The following is a 16,480-nucleotide window of genomic DNA, read 5'->3' on the forward strand; positions in this document are numbered from 1 at the left end:
GAGATGTCGGGCTACTATCTATGTGAGGACGTTAATTAAACGTCTCTTGCTCTGTACCGGATAACTTCAGGTTGAGGTTGTGCTGGATGAGGGAGTCGTGAACGTGTGAATGGTTGCGAAGCGGTACGACAAACGGCGGTGTTTGGGGATGTTGGCGACTCCAAAACCCGGCGATCTCCAGCGTACCCAACTCACCCATCACCTCAAAGCCTGTGTTGCTTTCCTCCGGTACGACACGCTGCAACGTGTCGTGGACGTCATACTCGCGATGGTCACCACCCAGAGTGTGAACCAGAGCACTCTTTGCATCCATCTCCACGCAGCCAGCTCTGCAGCAGCGAAGAAACGCTGGGTGGAATGTGGCTGCCAGGACCCACAACTCACTGAATCGCTGTTCCTCGCGTTTTGACTGGCCCTGCTGCCCCCAGGGAAGCTGCTGCTCAGCTTGGACCACACCACGTGGGAAAAAGGGGCATCACCGCTCGATCTTCTCGTGCTCGGTGTCGTCCTACACGATGCCCTTGGTCTGGATTGCCCTGGATCACGATGGGAGCAGCGACACCGCGAAGGGCCTTCAACTCGTTTCACGACTGTTGAAGGCCCTTCCAGCGTCCCGCTGGAAGGGCTTGGTTGCCGACCGGGAGTTCATCGGCGGGGAGTGGTTCCGCTTTCTGAAACGAAAGAGGATCAAGCGGGCCATCCGCATCCGGGAGGTAGACATCCCGAGATGTATGAGCTGCTGGTACGTGAAATTATGCGAACTTGTTTCGCTGTATAGCGCTCTTAACTTTCCTTCGGCTCAATTGGCCAAGGTCTTTCTGTTCACACTTGACCGTCCAAGCACAAGAGAGCAGCTCCACTATCAGCAGGACAGCGGCGGCGTCATGCTTGTCTGCCCAGTGTCCGGTGACGCTCTGGCTCTTCTGACATTGGTGTTGACGCCAACTTCAAGCCCCTACAAAGGTCTGAACAAGCAAGTAGGCGTTCAGGCCAATGATCAGTGCGGCGATCAGCCACCCCAGGACCTGCACCGTGCGGGTGCTGGTCAGCTCCCCCATGACTTCACGGCGTCCCGTAAACACCAACAAGGGGACCAGCGCAAACGGAATGCCGAAGCTGAGGATGACCTGCGACAAGATCAGCGTACTGGTGGGATTGAGACCCAACAAAATCACGGCGAAGGCCGGGACCATGGTGATAGTGCGCCGCAACCACACCGGAATGCTGAAGCGCACGAAGCCCTGCATCACCACCTGGCCTGCCATGGTGCCCACCGTGCTGCTGGAGAGCCCCGAAGCGAGTAGCGCCAGCGCGAACGCGATAGCCGCCCCCCCGCCGAGCAGCGGCGTCAAGGTCCGGTAGGCTACGGTCAGGTCAGCCACGTCCGAGTTCCCCGTCGTGTAAAACGCCGCAGCTGCGGCCGCCAACATGCTCAGGTTGATCAGGGCCGCCAGGCCCATGGCCATAAAAATGTCGGTGCGGGACATCCGGGCCACCTGCCGTTTCTCGGCTGGAGTGGTCGCTGGAATGCGGTTCTGGGTCAGGGCGGAATGCAGGTAGATCACGTGCGGCATCACGGTCGCGCCGATAATGCCGACCGCCAGGTACAGGCTATCCGTCCCTTCAAACCGGGGAATGAACCCGCCCAGCGCACTCAGGCTGGGACGGCTCAGCACGATCTGGACGAGGTAAGCCACGGCGATCACGAAGACAAACCCCGTAATGGCAATTTCAATGGGACGAAACCCGCGTTTCTGAAGCGTCAGCAGGCTGAAGGTGACGATGGCCGTGAGGACGGCGCCCCAGAACAGCGGGATGCCGAACAGCAGCTGAAAGGCCAGCGAGGCCCCCAGGAATTCGGCTAGATCGGTGGCCATCGCCACCAGTTCCGCCTGGATCCAGTAAGGCCAGGCCAGCCGGGGCCACCGCTCCCGGATCATCTCTGGCAAATTCTTGCCCGTCGCGATGCCCAGGTTGGCACTGAGGTTCTGAATCAGCATGGCCATCAGGCTGGCCCCCAGGATGACCCACAGCAGCAGGTACCCGAATTGCGCGCCGCCCTGAATGTTGGTGGCGAAATTCCCGGGATCCATGTACGCGACAGAGGCGATAAACGCAGGCCCCAAAAAAGGAGTCAGCCGAGCGAGGCCGCGCCGCTTGGACGTGTTGGCCAAGATAGAGACTGCCTCGGCGTTGAGCCGCTCATCGAGACTGGTTGGAGTCGGGGCGCTGCTCACGCAGACACCGGCGCGTCCACCAACAGGTGTTGGGCGACGGACAAGGCCAAAGTCAACTGCTGTGCGCTGTCCAATGCCTCTAGGGTGACCGTGCCAAGGGCGTCCTCTCGCGACACCAGCCGGACAGTGACTCCAGGGGTTAGGCCCCGGGTCATCAGGGCTTTGAGAAGCTCGGTTTCCCCCGGCACCCGCACGATCTGCGCCATTGTCCCCGTGGGCAAATCGGTCAAACAGACTTCAGGCCTCACCGGCACAGAGCCGTCCAGCGCCGGAATGGGATCTCCATGCGGATCGAAACTCGGCTCACCCAACCAGGCCGCCATGCGTGCTTCCAATGTTTCGCTGATGACGTGTTCTAGGCGTTCGGCTTCAGCGTGAACTTCATCCAGGGGATACCCCAGCGCCCGGTGCAGGTAAAGCTCAAGCAGGCGGTGATGGCGCAGGATTTCCAGGGCTACGGTTTGGCCCGCGGGGGTCAGCGTCGCGCCTTTATAGGCCACATGTTCCACCAAACCGTGGTCAGTGAGGCGGCGCAGCATGCCAGTTACGCTGGCAGGATTGACGTTCAGCGCGTCCGCCACTGCCTGGGTACTGACGCTACCGTCCCCTCCGAGCAGGTACAACTGTTTGAGGTAGTCCTCAATGGCTGGTGAGTAGGGCCGGTCTGTCATACACGAAGTTTAGCCGAAACTAATCCCTAAACTACATATACCGAGAAAAGGTAAGGATTCAGTACAGTCATCTGGAGATATACGTACCACTTAGGCCTCTGCCCGTTCCCCTTGACCCCTGTTGAACCCATCCATTTCAACTTCCTTCGTCTTGAGATTATCTCTCCACTGGAGGAAAACATCAGTGGAAGGCTTGGAGAAAAAGACGGGCAGCCATGAACTTTACGTGTTCAGCATGTTAAGGAGCGCAGTGATGCCCCCACCTTTCCGCTTTTTCCTCCCCCTCTTGACGAACAGCAAAACCAGTTGACTTTTTTTTAGGAATGCCTAATATAAGATATGTACTCCTTCCACTTCTATTTTCGGAGCGTTGTATGAGTCACTGGTTTCAGTCGCTGCTTTCTCGCCGCGACCTCCTGCGGGTAGGAGCAGGCAGTGCGGCGGCCCTGGTGGGTGCACAGGCGCTGGGTCAAGCGCCCCAGCCCGCAGGAATGGACCACAGTCAGATGGGGGTGACCCCAGCCGCCCCCCCCAAAGGCCACGGTGGCCACGGCGGCAACCTCATGGTCGGCACCGTGGATCACGCCCGCAACGGCTTTGATCCCATGCAACTGCTGACCGACTGGGATACGGGAAAAGTCAGTCAACTGCCGGACGGCCAAACCCTGCGCGAGTACACCATTACCGCACAGGAAAAAGACATTGAGATCGCGCCCGGCGTGTTTTTCCCCGCCTGGACCTACAACGGCCGGGTGCCGGGGCCAACCCTGCGCTGCACCGAAGGAGACCGGCTGCGGATCCGCTTCTTCAACCACACCTCGCACCCCCACACCATTCACTTTCACGGCGTCCATCCGGCCGAGATGGACGGCGTGCCCGGCGCAGGCCCAGGAGAGATTCTGCCGGGAGGCAGTTTCCTCTACGAGTTCGACGCCGAGCCGTTTGGCTGCCACCTCTATCACTGCCACGCGACCAGCCTCAAACGCCATATTCACAAGGGCATGTACGGCGCGTTTATTGTTGACCCCAAGGAAGGTCGGCCCCCCGCCCGCGAATTCATGATGCTGCAAAACGCCTTCGACACCAACTTTGACGGGGCCAACGAGATCTACGCGGTCAACACCGTGGGCTTTGAGTTCGCGCGGCGACCTATTCCCGTGAAAAAGGGTGAACTGATCCGCATCTACCTGATCAACATCATCGAGTTCGACCTGATCAACGGCTTTCACCTGCACGCCAATTTCTTCAACTATTACGACACCGGCACCACTCTGGATCCCACCAGCCGCATCGTCGATACCGTTACGCAGGGACAGGGCCAGCGCGGCATTCTGGAATTCCGGTACAAGTTCACGGGGCAGTTCATGTTTCACCCGCACATCAGTGAATTCACCGAGTTGGGCTGGATGGGCGTCTTCAACGTGGTGGAAGGGGCCGACTACGCTGCCGCTCTGCAGGAGGTCGGGCTGGACGCCGCGTGGGACCGCCGCGCCACGCAGGGCAGCACCATCAAGGGGCAGGGCGCATGAGCACCGATATTCCGGCCAAAGCGGCCAGTGCCAGCAGCCTGTGGGGACTGGCCATCTTGCCGATCTTGCTGCTGGGAGCTGTCTTAGCGTATCTGGTGGCCACTGGTGGGGGCCTCCAGGCCTTGACGGGTCCGCCCGTTGAGCAAGTCAAGATCGGCCGTATTACCTTGCCTGAACGCGGCGTAATCCAGGTGCAGGTCGTCAACGACGGTCCGCAGACCATGACCATTCCGCAGGTGATGGTGGATGACGCCTTCTGGGCCTTTACCGCCGATCCCCCGGGGAGTATTCCGCGCCTTGGGTCTACCACCCTGACCATTCCCTACCCGTGGGTGGAGGGCGAGGCACACAAAGTGGCCCTGCTCAGCGATCTCGGCAGTGTGTTTGAGGCGGAGATCCCGGTGGCCACCCTGACGCCGCAGCTTGACGGCAACCTGTTTGCCCGCTTCGGCCTGGTGGGCCTGTATGTCGGCGTGGTGCCAGTACTGCTCGGAATGCTGTGGTTTCCCTGGATGCGCCGCCTGAGTGGCGGGGCCATGAACTTTATTCTCTCGCTGACCGTGGGCCTGCTCGTTTACCTCGCCATCGGCACCTGGTTGGACGCCCAGGAATTTGCCGCGGCACTCCCTGCGTTCTGGCAAGGCACGCCTGCGGTGGCCCTGATCGCTCTGCTCTCCGTGGGCGTGTTGCTGGCCATCGGCGGCAAGCGCAAAACGGAGGAGCAACCGCTGGGCCTGTCGTACCGGATTGCCACCGGAATCGGGCTGCACAACCTCGGGGAAGGTCTGGCCATCGGCGCGGCCTTCGCCCTGGGACAGGGCGCGTTGGGCACGTTCCTGATCCTGGGCTTCACGCTGCACAACATCACCGAAGGCGTGGGCATCGTGGCTCCACTGGTCAAGCGCAGCCCCGGCCTCGGTCAATTTGCTCTGCTCGCCCTCCTGGCAGGCGGCCCAGCCATCCTGGGCACCTGGATTGGGGGCTTTGCCTTCAATCCGGTGTTGGCGACCGTCTTTCTGGCCATTGGTCTGGGGGCCATTGTGCAGGTGATCTGGGAAGTGGGACGCCTGGTGATCCGCAATACCAGCAAGTTGGGACTGCCTGTGGCAGGCTGGTCAAATTTGGGCGGCTTCACCGTGGGCGTGGCCCTGATGTACTTCACGGCCTTCCTGGTCAAGTTTTGAACGCGGGCTTTCCCAGTTGGAGCTTCGCGCACGCGTCCTTGGCCAGACCCACCACGCCCTCTTCGGGACGGTCTGAAACCCGTCCGCTTGAACACAGTCGTCAGGGCGCAGGTTGGGCACTCCTGATCACTGAAGCTTTGCCCCCAGCGTTGCCCTGAGTGAACTGGACAAGCACCCGAGCGCTCCCGCCTGTGGGGTGCTTGCCCCATTCATCCCTTTACCGGTGGGATGAATGGGGCGCTTCTCAGCAACCGCACTCGGCATCAGCGCACGACTGATCCGTCTGGCCAGACGCGCTTTGAGCTGGCCTGGGCTTCAACCGCAGATACACCAGCACACTCATCCCGGCCAGCAGAACTCCGCCCTCGGCGATCCACCCCAGCCAGCCTCCCAGCAGTCCAGCGACGCTGCCCACTGCGCCGCCTGCCAGCACCATCGGGATCAGGCAGGCGGTGCACCCGACCACCAGCGCTGCCATCATCCCAAGAGCCGTCTTAAGCTGGTGTTGAGCAGTTCCGCTTTGTTTCATGTTCATCTCCTTTCCCCTGGTCATGCAGCGGGCAAGCCTCTCCGCCGGAGCAGGCCAGGAATGAGTCGCACTCGGCTTCGATCACCCGTTCAAGGGCAGCACGCATCTCCAGAAACAGGGCGATCTTGCGATCGATTTCACTGATCTTCGCAGTGGCCCGTTTCTGCACGTCTTTGGAATTGCCGCGCCGCACCGTGAGTTCCGTCAGCTCCTCGATCTCAGCAAGCGAGAACCCTAGACTCTGCGCGGCCTTGATGGCGCGGATGAGTTTCACGGCGTCCATATCAAACGCCCGGTGTCCCCCGGTACTTCGTGCAGGACGCTCCAGGAGACCCCGACGTTCGTAATACCGGATGGTTTCGACATTCACGCCTGCCTGCTGGGCCAGTTCTCCAATGCGAATGCTGCTCACGTCATCCATTCTCACGCTTTGGGAGCTCACTTGTCTTGAATCCTGCCTCGAGGAACGCGTGCACCTGCTCATCACCTCCCAGTTCAAACGAGAGCGGGCCACCCGCAGGCTCAAAACGGATACTGATCTGGAGAAACGGGCAGCAGCGCAGCTCTAAAGCGGCCAGTTCCGCCAAGTCCTGTGCCAGGGGCGTGCTGGACTCAAATGAAAAGGTGAGGCCATGTGACGTTGGGGTCGGTAGGGGGGCCAGAGTCCGAAGGTGGCTCCACAGCTGCGCGTGTCGTCCACGTTCTTCGGGCGTCAGGACGGTCAGGTCACAGGCGAGAGGACGGGCGTGGGTGGCGGTCATAGGGGCCTCCGGAGAACCGCTGGATCAGCGGTACCCTCACGGTAAACCCGTACCTAAGTCCAGTTTGCAAGAGGGGGTGACGTCCATGGGACAACGCTGCATGCCACCCAGGTTGGACAGATGCAGAACCGAAGGCCTCAGCGCAACGGTATCTTTACGTGGTGCTGGCCTCTGTTGCGCTTTTTGTCCTCGCCGGTCTCGCAGAGATTGGGGGTGGATATCTGGTGTGGCTGTGGCTGCGCGAAGGCCGCCCTTGGTGGGTCGGTCTGGTCGGCGGTCTGGTGCTGGTGCTGTACGGGATACTGCCCACGTTGCAGCCTCCATCGTTCGACTTTGCCCGAACCTACGCAGCCTACGGCGGGTTGTTTATCGTGCTCTCGTTGGTGTGGGGCCGCGCCGTGGAAGGAAAGACACCTGACACCCCGAGTCTCTGGGGGGCTGGACTGGCGCTGATCGGCGCACTGATCATTGCCTACTGGCCGCGAGGCTAAAAAATCACACTTCACTCTGACTCTGGTCTCCCAGGCTGAGTCTTTCGAAGGGCTAAATTCTGGCCAACCCACCACCATCGCTTCCACTTCGGGCTACCGTGAAGCATGAATGCCCTGCAGCTCACCTGTCCGCTCAACGGAAGGCCGGGGAAAGTCGTCAAGCTGATCACCCTCAAGGCGCTGCTGACGCCGCAGGCCCTGACGAGGCTCGCGCCACTGGACACCTATTACTTTTGTTCGGATCCAGTGTGCCCAGTGGTGTATTACAGCGCGTCACACAGCTACCGTGAAGGGGACCTCAAAGTGCCGGTCTTCCAGAAAGACTCAAACAGCAACGTGCCTGTTTGCTACTGTTTCGCGTATTCCCGCCGTGATTTAGCTGGCGAAGGTACCCATAAAGATGCCAAGCACATTCCCGAGGTGATCCGTGGGCATATTCGGGCCAATCGGTGTGGCTGTGAAGTGAATAATCCGCAGGGCTCCTGCTGTTTGGGAAACGTTATACAGACAATCGACGCTATACCAACATCGGCCCCCGACCATCCCACGACCACGTGTTGACGAGCCACTCGTCTTGTTTCTTGAAGACAACTGCGGAAAGGCGCTGACAGTAGGTTGAGTCAGGCAGAAACGTTCCCTTTCAACGAGAAGACACCGTTATTTTCCTTTCTGAAAGAGACCGAGAGGTACAAAAGAAGCGGAAAGTGGAGCCCGCTGCTCTAACCGAGACGGTCACTGGCTTTCACCACAGGCCAGCTCAACCGCCTTGCGCCCAGACTCCACACCGACAGCGCCGCCAGCCCTGCCATCAGGGTCAGTGACCAGCCGTAACCGCCTGTTCCGGCGAACAACAACCCCATGCCGAACGGCGTCAACGCCTGCGCCAGATTGACAGGCCGGGCCAAGCGACCATTGACCGTGCCGAACTGGGCTGGGGGATACCAGGCCACCAACAATTCACTGCGGGCCAGAGTCAAGGCTCCATTGGCCAGCCCAAACAGGACGATCCCGAGAGCTGTCAGCGTCAACGAGGCGCTGAAGTGCAGGAGCGCTGCACCGATTCCCAAAAGGCCCAACAGTGTCCCCGTCAGGCGTTGCACCCCCAGACACTGAAGGAGAGGGGCAAAGATCACCCGTCCTGGAAGCGCCGCCAACCCCATCAATCCTGTGAGCGCGGCCGCGGTGCCGGGAGCATGTCCCGAGGCCAACAGCAATGGAGCCAGTTGTAACCCGACCCCGACCGTCACGATCCGCGACAGGGTAAAGGCCCAGACCAACCGGGAGAAGGCAGCATCTGGGGTGAAGGGGACAGGGGCAGAGTGAGCCTCAACAGGTGCGCTGCCAGGAACCACCCACCACACCAGCATCCCCACGCCCACCAATAGCCCAGCCAAACTCCACAGCGCCGTCTGAAGTCCGCCGTCTCCCAACAACGCGGTGGTGAGCGGAACAAACACCGTGCTGGCCAGCCCCGCGATCAGGGTAACGGTCAGGGTGGCCGAACGGCGGGCCGATGCGTTCACCTGTTGCCCCAACACCGTAAAGACGGCTTCGTAGAAGGTCAGACTCATGGCCACGCCTACCAGCAGCCAAGCAGCCACGAAGAGGACGTAGTTGTCCGTCCAAGCCAAGAGCCCGAAGGCCACAGCGCCGAGCACGGCTCCCAGGGCCAGCCAAGTTCGACCCTGCCCCCGGTCGAGGACTCGCCCGATTCGGGGTGCGAGAAAAGCCGTGGCCAGCAACGCCAGAGTGAAGGCCAAACTGGTCTGGGTGCGGCTCCAACCATAGGCCTGCTCCGCCGCGACCGCCAAGAGCGGCTGGGCGTAGTACAAAGCGCCATACGCGACGGTGGCCAAAAGAGCCAGCACCCAAATCATCAGGCGCTGGCGGCGGGCAGAGGGGGACATCAGCCCAAGGTCATCAACTGGACGGGGGCGGGCGAGCAGCAGCCACTTTCGGGAGCGCAGCCTGCTTCGGTGCTGGCTTCGCTGGGCAGGCCACAGGCGTCTCCAGCCTTGCACTGCACACCCGGCGTCCGCAGGTGGACGATGACGCGCTCAGCCTGAGCTTCAACGTGGCTGACGTGATACTGCATGGCTGGCGTCACGCTGTTGCCGTATTCAAAGCGAACTTCCGCCTCATCCCGCACCGGAATCTTTTGCACGACCCGGTCGTAGATCGCCAGGAATTTACGGTTGGTCATGAAGCCACCGGCGGCGTCTTCCGCACTGCCGTCCATCAGTTGAATGACCGTTTCGCGCCAAGTGTTGGCTTTGCCTCCGCAGTCCATCGCTTCAATCGTGACGGCTTTGACCTCGGTGACGTGGTAGCCCGCCGGAACAAGCGTCTCTCCATGTAAGTGAAACTCAAGTGGCCGCTGAGGCGGAGCACGCAGTTCGCTGAGGAGGGTCACGGTCGTGGTCTGGTCGCTGAGGCCGGGAATGGTCTGGGTCATAGGGAGCTCCTAGTCGAGAAAGAGGGGTGGGTTGAGGCGAGCAGTCAGCAGGTGACGCAGGGAGGGGTGGGGGCTGGGTGAGTGAGGCGAGTCCACGGCCAAGAGGCGGGTTGATGAACGCGAACCACCAACTCAGCCTGACGCTGCTGCTCAGCGTCCTGCCGCAGTTCACGCTGATGTTCCAGAGCCAGACGTTCGAGAGCAATCCAATTCATACGGCCTCCTTCTGAAACGGCGGCACCGCGGCCAGCAGCTGATCCAGGGCGGTGCGGGCGATGAGCATGCCTCTGGCGCTCAGGGTGTAGTAGGTCCACTTGCCACGTTTCTCCGCCCCGACCAGACCCGCGTCCACCAGGATCTTCATGTGGTGGCTGGTGGTGGGCTGACTCAGGCCCAGCATCTCCTGAACGTCGCAGGTACAGACCCCCTGTCCCGTGGAGCAGCACTCGGCATCGGCGGTCGCCAGGAAGTGCAGCGCTTTGAGGCGGTGCGCGTCTCCCAGCGCCTTGAAGACGGCTGCTGTCTCATCGAAGTTCATGGATGTATCTTAGACAACGCATAGAAGATTGTCAATGGGAGAATTGTTGTTCTCTGGCGTTGCTCCTCTTGGTCATCTGCCCAACCACCAGCGCAGCGTCCTGCCCCGCCCCCCGCAAGGTCGCTGACGCCAACGCCCGCTGCCCACTCAGACCGACAAAATACAGGCCCGGTACCGTACGACTCACCCCCAGACGCTGGATGGGTTCTCCCCGACGGTCCAGCGCTCCGGTGCCCCGCAGGAAGTCCAGGTTCGCCCGGTATCCGGTGGCGAACACCACAGTGTCCACCGCTTCCTCCTGACCGCTGGGCCACACCACTCCCTGCACGGTGAACTGCAGGAACATCGCCCGCTGATCCAGCCGCCCTTGACGGAAGGCTGCACGGTACACGCCGTGGTCAAACACATTGCGCGGGGACGGCAAGCGCCGGATGTGCCCCAGGGTCAGCTGATCTACCCTCAGCCAGGTGATCCAGTCGTGGATGTCCCGGCCCAGAATCCGTTGCGGCGTGAACTGCACCGGGGTACGGGCCGCCAGACTCACCCGGGCCACCTGGGCCAGTTCCGCTGCGATCTGCACCGCCGAGTTGCCCGCCCCCACCACCAGGACGCGTTGCCCGCTGAAGGGTGACGGTTCCTGATAGGCCAGGGAGTGCAGGATGGTGCCCCTGAACAGCTCCTGACTCGGCACAGCGGGAATGAAGGGGCGGCGATATGTTCCGGTGGCAGCGATGACCGTTCGGGAGAAGAAGGTTTGCCCGTCTGCCGTCATTACCCGGAATCCCTCATCGTCCGGCAAGACCTGAGTCGCTTCCGCGGCTGTGACCACGGGGAACTGGAAATGCGCCGCATACGCGTTCAGATAGGCGACCACCTCATCCCGGCTGGGGTAGCGCTCTGGATCTCCAGGAAACGGCAAGCCCGGTAGCGCCGCGTGCCGGGCTGGGGAGAACAGTTTCAGGCTCTTGTAGTGCAGGGGCCAGGAGCCGACCGGCCGGTGACTAGCCTCCAGCACTTGAAAATGCAGGCCGCGCTGCTGCAGGTGGTAAGCCGTGGCCAGACCGGCCTGACCAGCACCAAGAACCAGAGCGTCGTACCGCAGGCTCATCGGAGTACCCCAGCTTGGAGTGCAAGGTGCATGACCACCGCTGACGCTGGACAGACCCCCTGAAGTTCCCGTGAGGCCAACAGACCTGGGGGCAAATCCTCGCGTGTGATGGGAACGAAGCCAAACATCGGGAAGAAGCGCTCCGCCGTGGTCGTCAGCAGAAACAGGCTCGAGAGTCCAGCGTCACGCGCCCGCCGGATCAGTTCGCTGGTCAGGGCCTGTCCAGTGCCTTGGCCCCGCTGATCAACGCGGACAGTCACCGAGCGGAGCAGGCCATGCGCTCCATACCGCTCGGTTCCAGCGACCCCCACCACCTCCTGGCCACGGAGAGCCAACACAAAGCCGGACAAGTGGGCCTCCACCCCTTCCAAGGGCAGCGCCGCCGTCCTCAGGAACGTCTCGATCACCGTCAGATCCTCTGCTGTGGCTTGCCGGAAGGTCACGTCGCAACGCATGCTTGGCTCTTTTGGGATTCCGCTTCCAAAGCGGCGGCCAGCAGTTCAAGAGCCCGCAGCACGCCCGCCTGTTCCTCCTGTGGAACGTGACCGAGGAGGCGCACTGATTGAGCCGCCAGTTCCGCATTGAGGGCGGCGACCTGCTCCTGTCCCTGAGCGGTGAGCGTGAGTTCAATCGCGCGCCGATCCGTGGCGCGGGGCTGCTTGCTCACCAGGCCGTCTTGCACCAGTTCATCCACGTTGCGGCTGAGCCAGCCTTTATCGGCACCCAGCCTGCGGGAGAGATCCGCGAGGGTCAGGGGACTTTCCCGACCGAGCGTGGTGAGCATCTGGCAGCGGGTGAGGCTCTGGATCCCGCAGCAAGTGGCCGTGCGTTGCTGGAGAGCCGTGTGGAGGCGGGTGATGCGGCGCAACAGATCGCCAGAATTTCGGGTCATCCATGCTCCTTTCGTTGACCTTGACAACGGTCTGAAAAAACCGTACACCTAGGGACAACTCGTTGTCAACATCAACGATCAGGAGACACCGCATGTTCACCACCCGCCTGGCCACCCCTACCGACGCTCCAGCCATCGCACTCATCTACAACCAAGGCATTGAAGATCGCACCAGCACGTTTGAAACCCAGCCCCGAACCGAGCAGCACATTCAGGCTTGGTTTGATGGCGTTCACCCCACCGTGGTGGCAGAGCGAAGCGGAGGGGTCATCGCGTTTGCCAGCACGAGTGGGTACCGTCCCCGGGACTGTTACGCCGGGATTGCGGAATTCAGCGTGTATGTGGCCCAGGACGCGCGGGGCCTGGGAGCGGGTCGGTCGGCCATGACCGCTCTGATCCCGGCGGCTCAGGACGCCGGGTTCTGGAAACTGCTCTCCAGAGTCTTTCCCGAGAACACGGCCAGCCGGAAGCTCCTGGCTTCCCTGGGCTTCCGGGAAGTGGGCACGTACGAACGCCATGGCCAGTTGGACGGCGTCTGGAAAGACGTGGTGATCGTCGAGAAGCTGCTGTGACAATGGGCCTGAGCCTTTAAAAGCCAGGTGGCGGATGCGTCGTGTCAGTTTACGGTGCAGGTTCGCAGCCAATCGCCCACCTGCACCGCCGATCTCAACAGTGAAGCGTACTCTAGTGACCTACTTTGCCGGTCCGGAGCTGGGCCGCTTCCTTGTCCCCCTGATAGGCATACTGTTCCGCCCAGGCTGCGGCCGCGTCCACGTCATACGCCACCCGGCGGAAGCTCACGCTCCAGCAATCACCTTCGCCTTCGAGCAGTACCCAGCGGGCCAGAGGGGAACCATCTTTCTGGCGGCTCACCGCACCGACATTGACCACCGTCAACGGGCCCATCTGCCGCAGGTGTTCCTGATGCGAGTGACCCACCACTACGACTCTGGCGGCCCCCAGGTCGCCCAGACGTTCCAGCACCAGCGCGTCACTGGCCCACGCTTTCCCGTCCAGCAGCAGATACGTCCAGGCACTGTCCGGCGTCCCGTGGGCCGCCACGACCTCGCCGTCCGCCAGGGTCACGGAGGTCGGCAATCCGGCGACGGTGGCTCCTGTTCCTCCCGGCAGAACCCCATGCAACCACGCCAGCATGGCCCGCTTCTCGGTGGTCTCGGTCAGCGGCTCCCCCAGCCGTTCATCGGTGTTGCCGCGCACTTCCAAGACGCCGTGCTGGGCTTTCAGGGCCTGCTGAAGCTGCCACGCGCCCGCTGGATCGGCTCCACCGAAGACCTGATCCCCCAGGTTGACCCACGCATCGGGGGCCTGCCGCTCGATGTCCTGTACAACGGCTTCTAGGGCAAAGCGGTTGCCATGCACGTCTCCGAAGACAGCGATCTTCATACGGTCCCCTTGAGCCAGTCCAGAATCTTGGCGTCGATCTCCTCCCGCACCCGCCGGAAGACCGCCAGCCGCTCCTCGTCACTCCCAACGGCTGCAGCGGGGTCTTCAAAGGGCCAACTCAGGCGGTAACGGGCATTCGGGAAAATCGGGCAACGGGCTTCCGCCCGGTCGCAGACGGTGATGACGTAATGGAAATGCTCGGCGATCAGGGGTTTGACCCCCTTGGCCTCCAAGTGGCCTGTGGGCAAGCCCAGTTCCTCCAGAGCGGTGACCGTCAGTGGGTGGACCTGACCCGGTTCCAGGCCTGCGGACATCACTTCAAAGCGGGCCCCAGCCCGGTGTTCGAGGAGGGCCTGAGCCATCTGAGAGCGGGCAGTATTGCCGGTGCAGAGGAACAAGACGCGGAGCCGACGGGTCGATGCAGTGAGATCAGTCATGGTGGTTCTCCTACGCGCTTCACTTCCTGCGCTGAATGAGGGTCCTGTTCCAGTGGACCGGTGGAAAGGTGGGCGACCACCCGCGTTTTGCCTTAGCGCCCGAGAGAAAGACGGAGCGCCAGGGCGACCAGCGTGACGAACAGCACAGGAATCGTCAGCACGATCCCAACTTTGAAGTACTGTCTCCAACCGATCCGGATGCCTTTTTGTGACAGGACGTGCAGCCACAGCAGGGTGGCCAGAGAGCCGATGGGGGTGATCTTGGGACCCAGGTCGTTGCCCACCACGTTCGCGTAGATCATGCCCTGCTTGATCAGGCCGGTCGCGGCACTGTCATCAATGGCAATCGCGCCGATCAGAACGCTGGGCATGTTGTTCATCAGGCTGGAAATGACGGCCATCACGAAGCCCGTGCCGAGTGTGGCGGCCCACAGGCCACCCTGGGCCAGACGGTCGAGCAGGCCCGCCAGCAGGTCGGTCAGGCCCGCGTTCCGCAGCCCGTACACGACCAAGTACATGCCCAGAGAGAACACCACGATCTGCCAGGGTGCGCCCCGGAGGACGGTGCGGGTGGAGATCACGTGGCCCCGCGCTGCCACGACATACAGCAGGGCGGCGCCCAGCACCGCCACCGCACTGACTGGGACGCCCAACGGCTCCGCAGCGAAGTAGCCGATCAGGAGCAGGGCCAGCACCGCCCACCCGGTCTGGAACACCTGCTGGTCCCGGATGGCGAGGGCAGGAGCCTCCAGTCGGGCCGCGTCATACACGCGCGGCAGGTCACGGCGGAACAGCAGGTACAGCATGCCCAGACTGGCCAGGATGGCGGCCAGATCCACAGGAAGCATCACGGAGGCATACGCCCCAAAATCCAGTTTAAAAAAGTCAGCGCTGACGATGTTGACCAGGTTGCTGATCACGAGTGGAAGACTGGCACTGTCCGCAATGAAGCCGGTCGCCAGGATGAACGCCAGGGTGGTGGCGGGCCGGAACCCCAGCGCTGTAAGCATAGCCAGCACAATGGGGGTCAGGATCAGCGCGGTGCCGTCGTTGGCGAATAACGCAGAGACGGCAGCACCCAACAGCACCACCAGCGCGAACAGTTTCGGACCGTTCCCCCCGCCCCAGCGGGCGACATGCAGCGCCGCCCACTGGAAGAACCCAGCTTCATCCAGGATCAGGCTGATGATGATCAGGGCCACGAAGGTGGCAGTTGCGTTCCAGACGATGTTCCACACCACCGGCACGTCCGCGAGGGTCACGACGCCGGTCAGCAGGGCCAAAGCGGCCCCTAGGGCCGCACTCCAACCGATGCCCAGACCACCCGGTTGCCACTTGAATTTCGGTTGCCAGATGACCAGCGTCAGGGTCGCCAGAAAAATCAGGAGGGCTGGCCACATGCTCAGGCCACGTCGACGGCGGGACTGTCGCTGTAGGTCGCGGGGACTTCAGAGCCCTGCGCCAGAGCCTGCACGAACGCATCAAACTGGACCTGGAGTTGATCGCGCACCGCCCGCCACCGGTCCAGGCTGCCGCCGGACGGATCCACGAAGGGGTAATGGCGGCGGGTGGTCTTGCCAGGATAAACAGGGCAGGCTTCGGCCGCACTGTCACAGACCGTGACCACGTAATCGAAATTCTGCGCGTCAGGCACGTCCCAGAGCGTTTTGCTGCTATGGGTGGACAGGTCCAGGCCCAGTTCAGCCATTACGGTTGTGGCGTCGTCTTTGACACGGGTCGCTTCGGTCCCCGCCGAATGAACCTCCAATTTCACCCCAAGCCGTTGGGCCGCGTGGCGGGTCAGGGCCTCAGCCATCTGGGAGCGGGCAGAGTTGTGGGTGCAGAGGATCAAGACTCGGATCATGCGTCCAAGCTAACACATCGACTTTACTTGATCTATTGCGAGGGGTTGATCTGGAAACAGGCTCGTCAGGAGTTGACCGCCCAGCAGGAACATCGGCTCACGTTTCAACGTGTAGTACATGTTTTTCCCACGCTGCTCCGAGGTGATCAGGCCAGCATCCTTGAGAATGCCCAGATGATAGGACACTTTGGATTGGGGCAGATCCAGCAGTTCTTCTAGATCACAGACGCAGCGTTCGCCCTGAGCCAAGTGCCGCACCAATTCATAGCGGGTGTCTTGAGCCAGGGCTTTGAGTTGGTCCAAAACCGTGGGGAGCGCGAGCATCGTCATCCAGCTATTCTATTGATTCAACCCACTGGAAAGCTCTGCCGCGGGCAGCG

Annotated in this window: 22 protein-coding genes; 5 read left to right on the forward strand and 17 right to left on the reverse strand. The window is 61.8% G+C overall.

Going from position 1 to position 16,480, the window contains the following annotated elements:
• Positions 1 to 31: 31 nt before the first annotated feature.
• The 3 genes from F561_RS28740 to F561_RS0107560 form a co-directional block, all read right to left on the reverse strand.
• Positions 32 to 313: a hypothetical protein gene (locus F561_RS28740; protein ID WP_157451649.1), complete on the reverse strand. Its 282-nt coding sequence runs from the start codon at positions 311 to 313 to the stop codon at positions 32 to 34.
• 634 nt (positions 314 to 947) lie between these two features.
• Entirely contained in the window at positions 948 to 2,237 is a 1,290-nt protein-coding gene (locus tag F561_RS0107555; RefSeq protein ID WP_019009346.1) for an Nramp family divalent metal transporter, read from the reverse strand.
• Positions 2,234 to 2,908 carry a metal-dependent transcriptional regulator gene (locus F561_RS0107560; RefSeq protein WP_019009347.1) on the reverse strand — a complete coding sequence of 225 codons (675 nt, stop codon included), beginning with the start codon at positions 2,906 to 2,908 and terminating at the stop codon, positions 2,234 to 2,236. The genes F561_RS0107555 and F561_RS0107560 overlap by 4 nt, the downstream gene beginning before the upstream one ends.
• A 374-nt stretch (positions 2,909 to 3,282) precedes the next feature.
• Between F561_RS0107560 and F561_RS0107565 the strand changes: the two genes are divergently transcribed.
• Both F561_RS0107565 and F561_RS0107570 read left to right on the forward strand, forming a co-directional pair.
• Complete coding sequence (locus tag F561_RS0107565) at positions 3,283 to 4,437, forward strand: multicopper oxidase domain-containing protein (RefSeq protein WP_019009348.1); 1,155 nt, start codon at positions 3,283 to 3,285, stop codon at positions 4,435 to 4,437.
• Positions 4,434 to 5,621, forward strand: a complete 1,188-nt coding sequence (locus F561_RS0107570; protein ID WP_019009349.1) for a ZIP family metal transporter — start codon at positions 4,434 to 4,436, stop codon at positions 5,619 to 5,621. Before F561_RS0107565 ends, F561_RS0107570 begins: the two co-directional genes overlap by 4 nt.
• A gap of 244 nt (positions 5,622 to 5,865) precedes the next feature.
• Here F561_RS0107570 and F561_RS0107575 read toward each other — a convergent pair whose 3' ends face one another.
• From F561_RS0107575 to F561_RS0107585, 3 genes are read right to left on the reverse strand one after another with little or no spacing between them, the layout of a single operon-like run.
• Positions 5,866 to 6,150, reverse strand: coding sequence for a hypothetical protein (locus tag F561_RS0107575; protein ID WP_157451650.1), 285 nt, complete (start codon positions 6,148 to 6,150; stop codon positions 5,866 to 5,868).
• Positions 6,116 to 6,571 carry a MerR family transcriptional regulator gene (locus tag F561_RS25075; protein WP_019009351.1) on the reverse strand — a complete coding sequence of 152 codons (456 nt, stop codon included), beginning with the start codon at positions 6,569 to 6,571 and terminating at the stop codon, positions 6,116 to 6,118. The genes F561_RS0107575 and F561_RS25075 overlap by 35 nt, the downstream gene beginning before the upstream one ends.
• Positions 6,564 to 6,911 (reverse strand): hypothetical protein, encoded by a 348-nt coding sequence (locus tag F561_RS0107585; protein ID WP_019009352.1) that lies wholly within the window; start codon positions 6,909 to 6,911, stop codon positions 6,564 to 6,566. The genes F561_RS25075 and F561_RS0107585 overlap by 8 nt, the downstream gene beginning before the upstream one ends.
• 161 nt (positions 6,912 to 7,072) lie before the next feature.
• Here F561_RS0107585 and F561_RS0107590 point away from each other — a divergent pair, with 161 nt between their 5' ends.
• Positions 7,073 to 7,402 carry a YnfA family protein gene (locus tag F561_RS0107590; protein ID WP_245556466.1) on the forward strand — a complete coding sequence of 110 codons (330 nt, stop codon included), beginning with the start codon at positions 7,073 to 7,075 and terminating at the stop codon, positions 7,400 to 7,402.
• Between the two features lie 105 nt (positions 7,403 to 7,507).
• Complete coding sequence (locus F561_RS27825) at positions 7,508 to 7,963, forward strand: putative iron-sulfur cluster-binding metallochaperone (RefSeq protein WP_083922373.1); 456 nt, start codon at positions 7,508 to 7,510, stop codon at positions 7,961 to 7,963.
• Positions 7,964 to 8,121: 158 nt separating this feature from the next.
• Here F561_RS27825 and F561_RS0107595 read toward each other — a convergent pair whose 3' ends face one another.
• From F561_RS0107595 to F561_RS0107625, 6 genes are all read right to left on the reverse strand, one after another.
• Positions 8,122 to 9,309, reverse strand: a complete 1,188-nt coding sequence (locus tag F561_RS0107595) for an MFS transporter (protein WP_019009354.1) — start codon at positions 9,307 to 9,309, stop codon at positions 8,122 to 8,124.
• Complete coding sequence (locus F561_RS25080) at positions 9,309 to 9,857, reverse strand: DUF6428 family protein (RefSeq protein ID WP_019009355.1); 549 nt, start codon at positions 9,855 to 9,857, stop codon at positions 9,309 to 9,311. Before F561_RS25080 ends, F561_RS0107595 begins: the two co-directional genes overlap by 1 nt.
• Positions 9,858 to 10,068: 211 nt before the next feature.
• Positions 10,069 to 10,395, reverse strand: coding sequence for an ArsR/SmtB family transcription factor (locus F561_RS0107610; RefSeq protein ID WP_019009357.1), 327 nt, complete (start codon positions 10,393 to 10,395; stop codon positions 10,069 to 10,071).
• 31 nt (positions 10,396 to 10,426) lie between these two features.
• On the reverse strand, positions 10,427 to 11,503 hold the full coding sequence (locus tag F561_RS0107615; RefSeq protein WP_019009358.1) for a flavin-containing monooxygenase: 1,077 nt from the start codon (positions 11,501 to 11,503) through the stop codon (positions 10,427 to 10,429).
• Entirely contained in the window at positions 11,500 to 11,958 is a 459-nt protein-coding gene (arsN2, locus tag F561_RS0107620; RefSeq protein ID WP_019009359.1) for an arsenic resistance N-acetyltransferase ArsN2, read from the reverse strand. Before arsN2 ends, F561_RS0107615 begins: the two co-directional genes overlap by 4 nt.
• Complete coding sequence (locus tag F561_RS0107625; RefSeq protein ID WP_019009360.1) at positions 11,943 to 12,395, reverse strand: MarR family winged helix-turn-helix transcriptional regulator; 453 nt, start codon at positions 12,393 to 12,395, stop codon at positions 11,943 to 11,945. The genes arsN2 and F561_RS0107625 overlap by 16 nt, the downstream gene beginning before the upstream one ends.
• A gap of 92 nt (positions 12,396 to 12,487) precedes the next feature.
• Between F561_RS0107625 and F561_RS0107630 the strand changes: the two genes are divergently transcribed.
• Positions 12,488 to 12,967 carry an arsinothricin resistance N-acetyltransferase ArsN1 family A gene (locus F561_RS0107630; RefSeq protein WP_019009361.1) on the forward strand — a complete coding sequence of 160 codons (480 nt, stop codon included), beginning with the start codon at positions 12,488 to 12,490 and terminating at the stop codon, positions 12,965 to 12,967.
• A 112-nt stretch (positions 12,968 to 13,079) separates the two neighbouring features.
• Here F561_RS0107630 and F561_RS0107635 read toward each other — a convergent pair whose 3' ends face one another.
• The 5 genes from F561_RS0107635 to F561_RS0107655 all read right to left on the reverse strand — a co-directional run bounded on the left by F561_RS0107635 (position 13,080) and on the right by F561_RS0107655 (position 16,430).
• Entirely contained in the window at positions 13,080 to 13,799 is a 720-nt protein-coding gene (locus F561_RS0107635; RefSeq protein ID WP_019009362.1) for a metallophosphoesterase family protein, read from the reverse strand.
• On the reverse strand, positions 13,796 to 14,236 hold the full coding sequence (locus tag F561_RS0107640; protein WP_019009363.1) for an arsenate reductase ArsC: 441 nt from the start codon (positions 14,234 to 14,236) through the stop codon (positions 13,796 to 13,798). The genes F561_RS0107635 and F561_RS0107640 overlap by 4 nt, the downstream gene beginning before the upstream one ends.
• A gap of 92 nt (positions 14,237 to 14,328) precedes the next feature.
• Entirely contained in the window at positions 14,329 to 15,636 is a 1,308-nt protein-coding gene (locus tag F561_RS0107645; RefSeq protein ID WP_019009364.1) for an arsenic transporter, read from the reverse strand.
• Positions 15,637 to 15,638: 2 nt separating this feature from the next.
• The gene (locus F561_RS0107650; RefSeq protein ID WP_026298691.1) at positions 15,639 to 16,100 is read right to left on the reverse strand and encodes an arsenate reductase ArsC; all 462 of its coding nucleotides are present in this window, start codon (positions 16,098 to 16,100) and stop codon (positions 15,639 to 15,641) included.
• Between the two features lie 9 nt (positions 16,101 to 16,109).
• On the reverse strand, positions 16,110 to 16,430 hold the full coding sequence (locus tag F561_RS0107655; RefSeq protein ID WP_040380115.1) for an ArsR/SmtB family transcription factor: 321 nt from the start codon (positions 16,428 to 16,430) through the stop codon (positions 16,110 to 16,112).
• Positions 16,431 to 16,480 lie beyond the last annotated feature (50 nt).

The sequence above is a fragment of the Deinococcus aquatilis DSM 23025 genome, assembly GCF_000378445.1.
Taxonomy (GTDB): Bacteria; Deinococcota; Deinococci; order Deinococcales; family Deinococcaceae; genus Deinococcus; species Deinococcus aquatilis.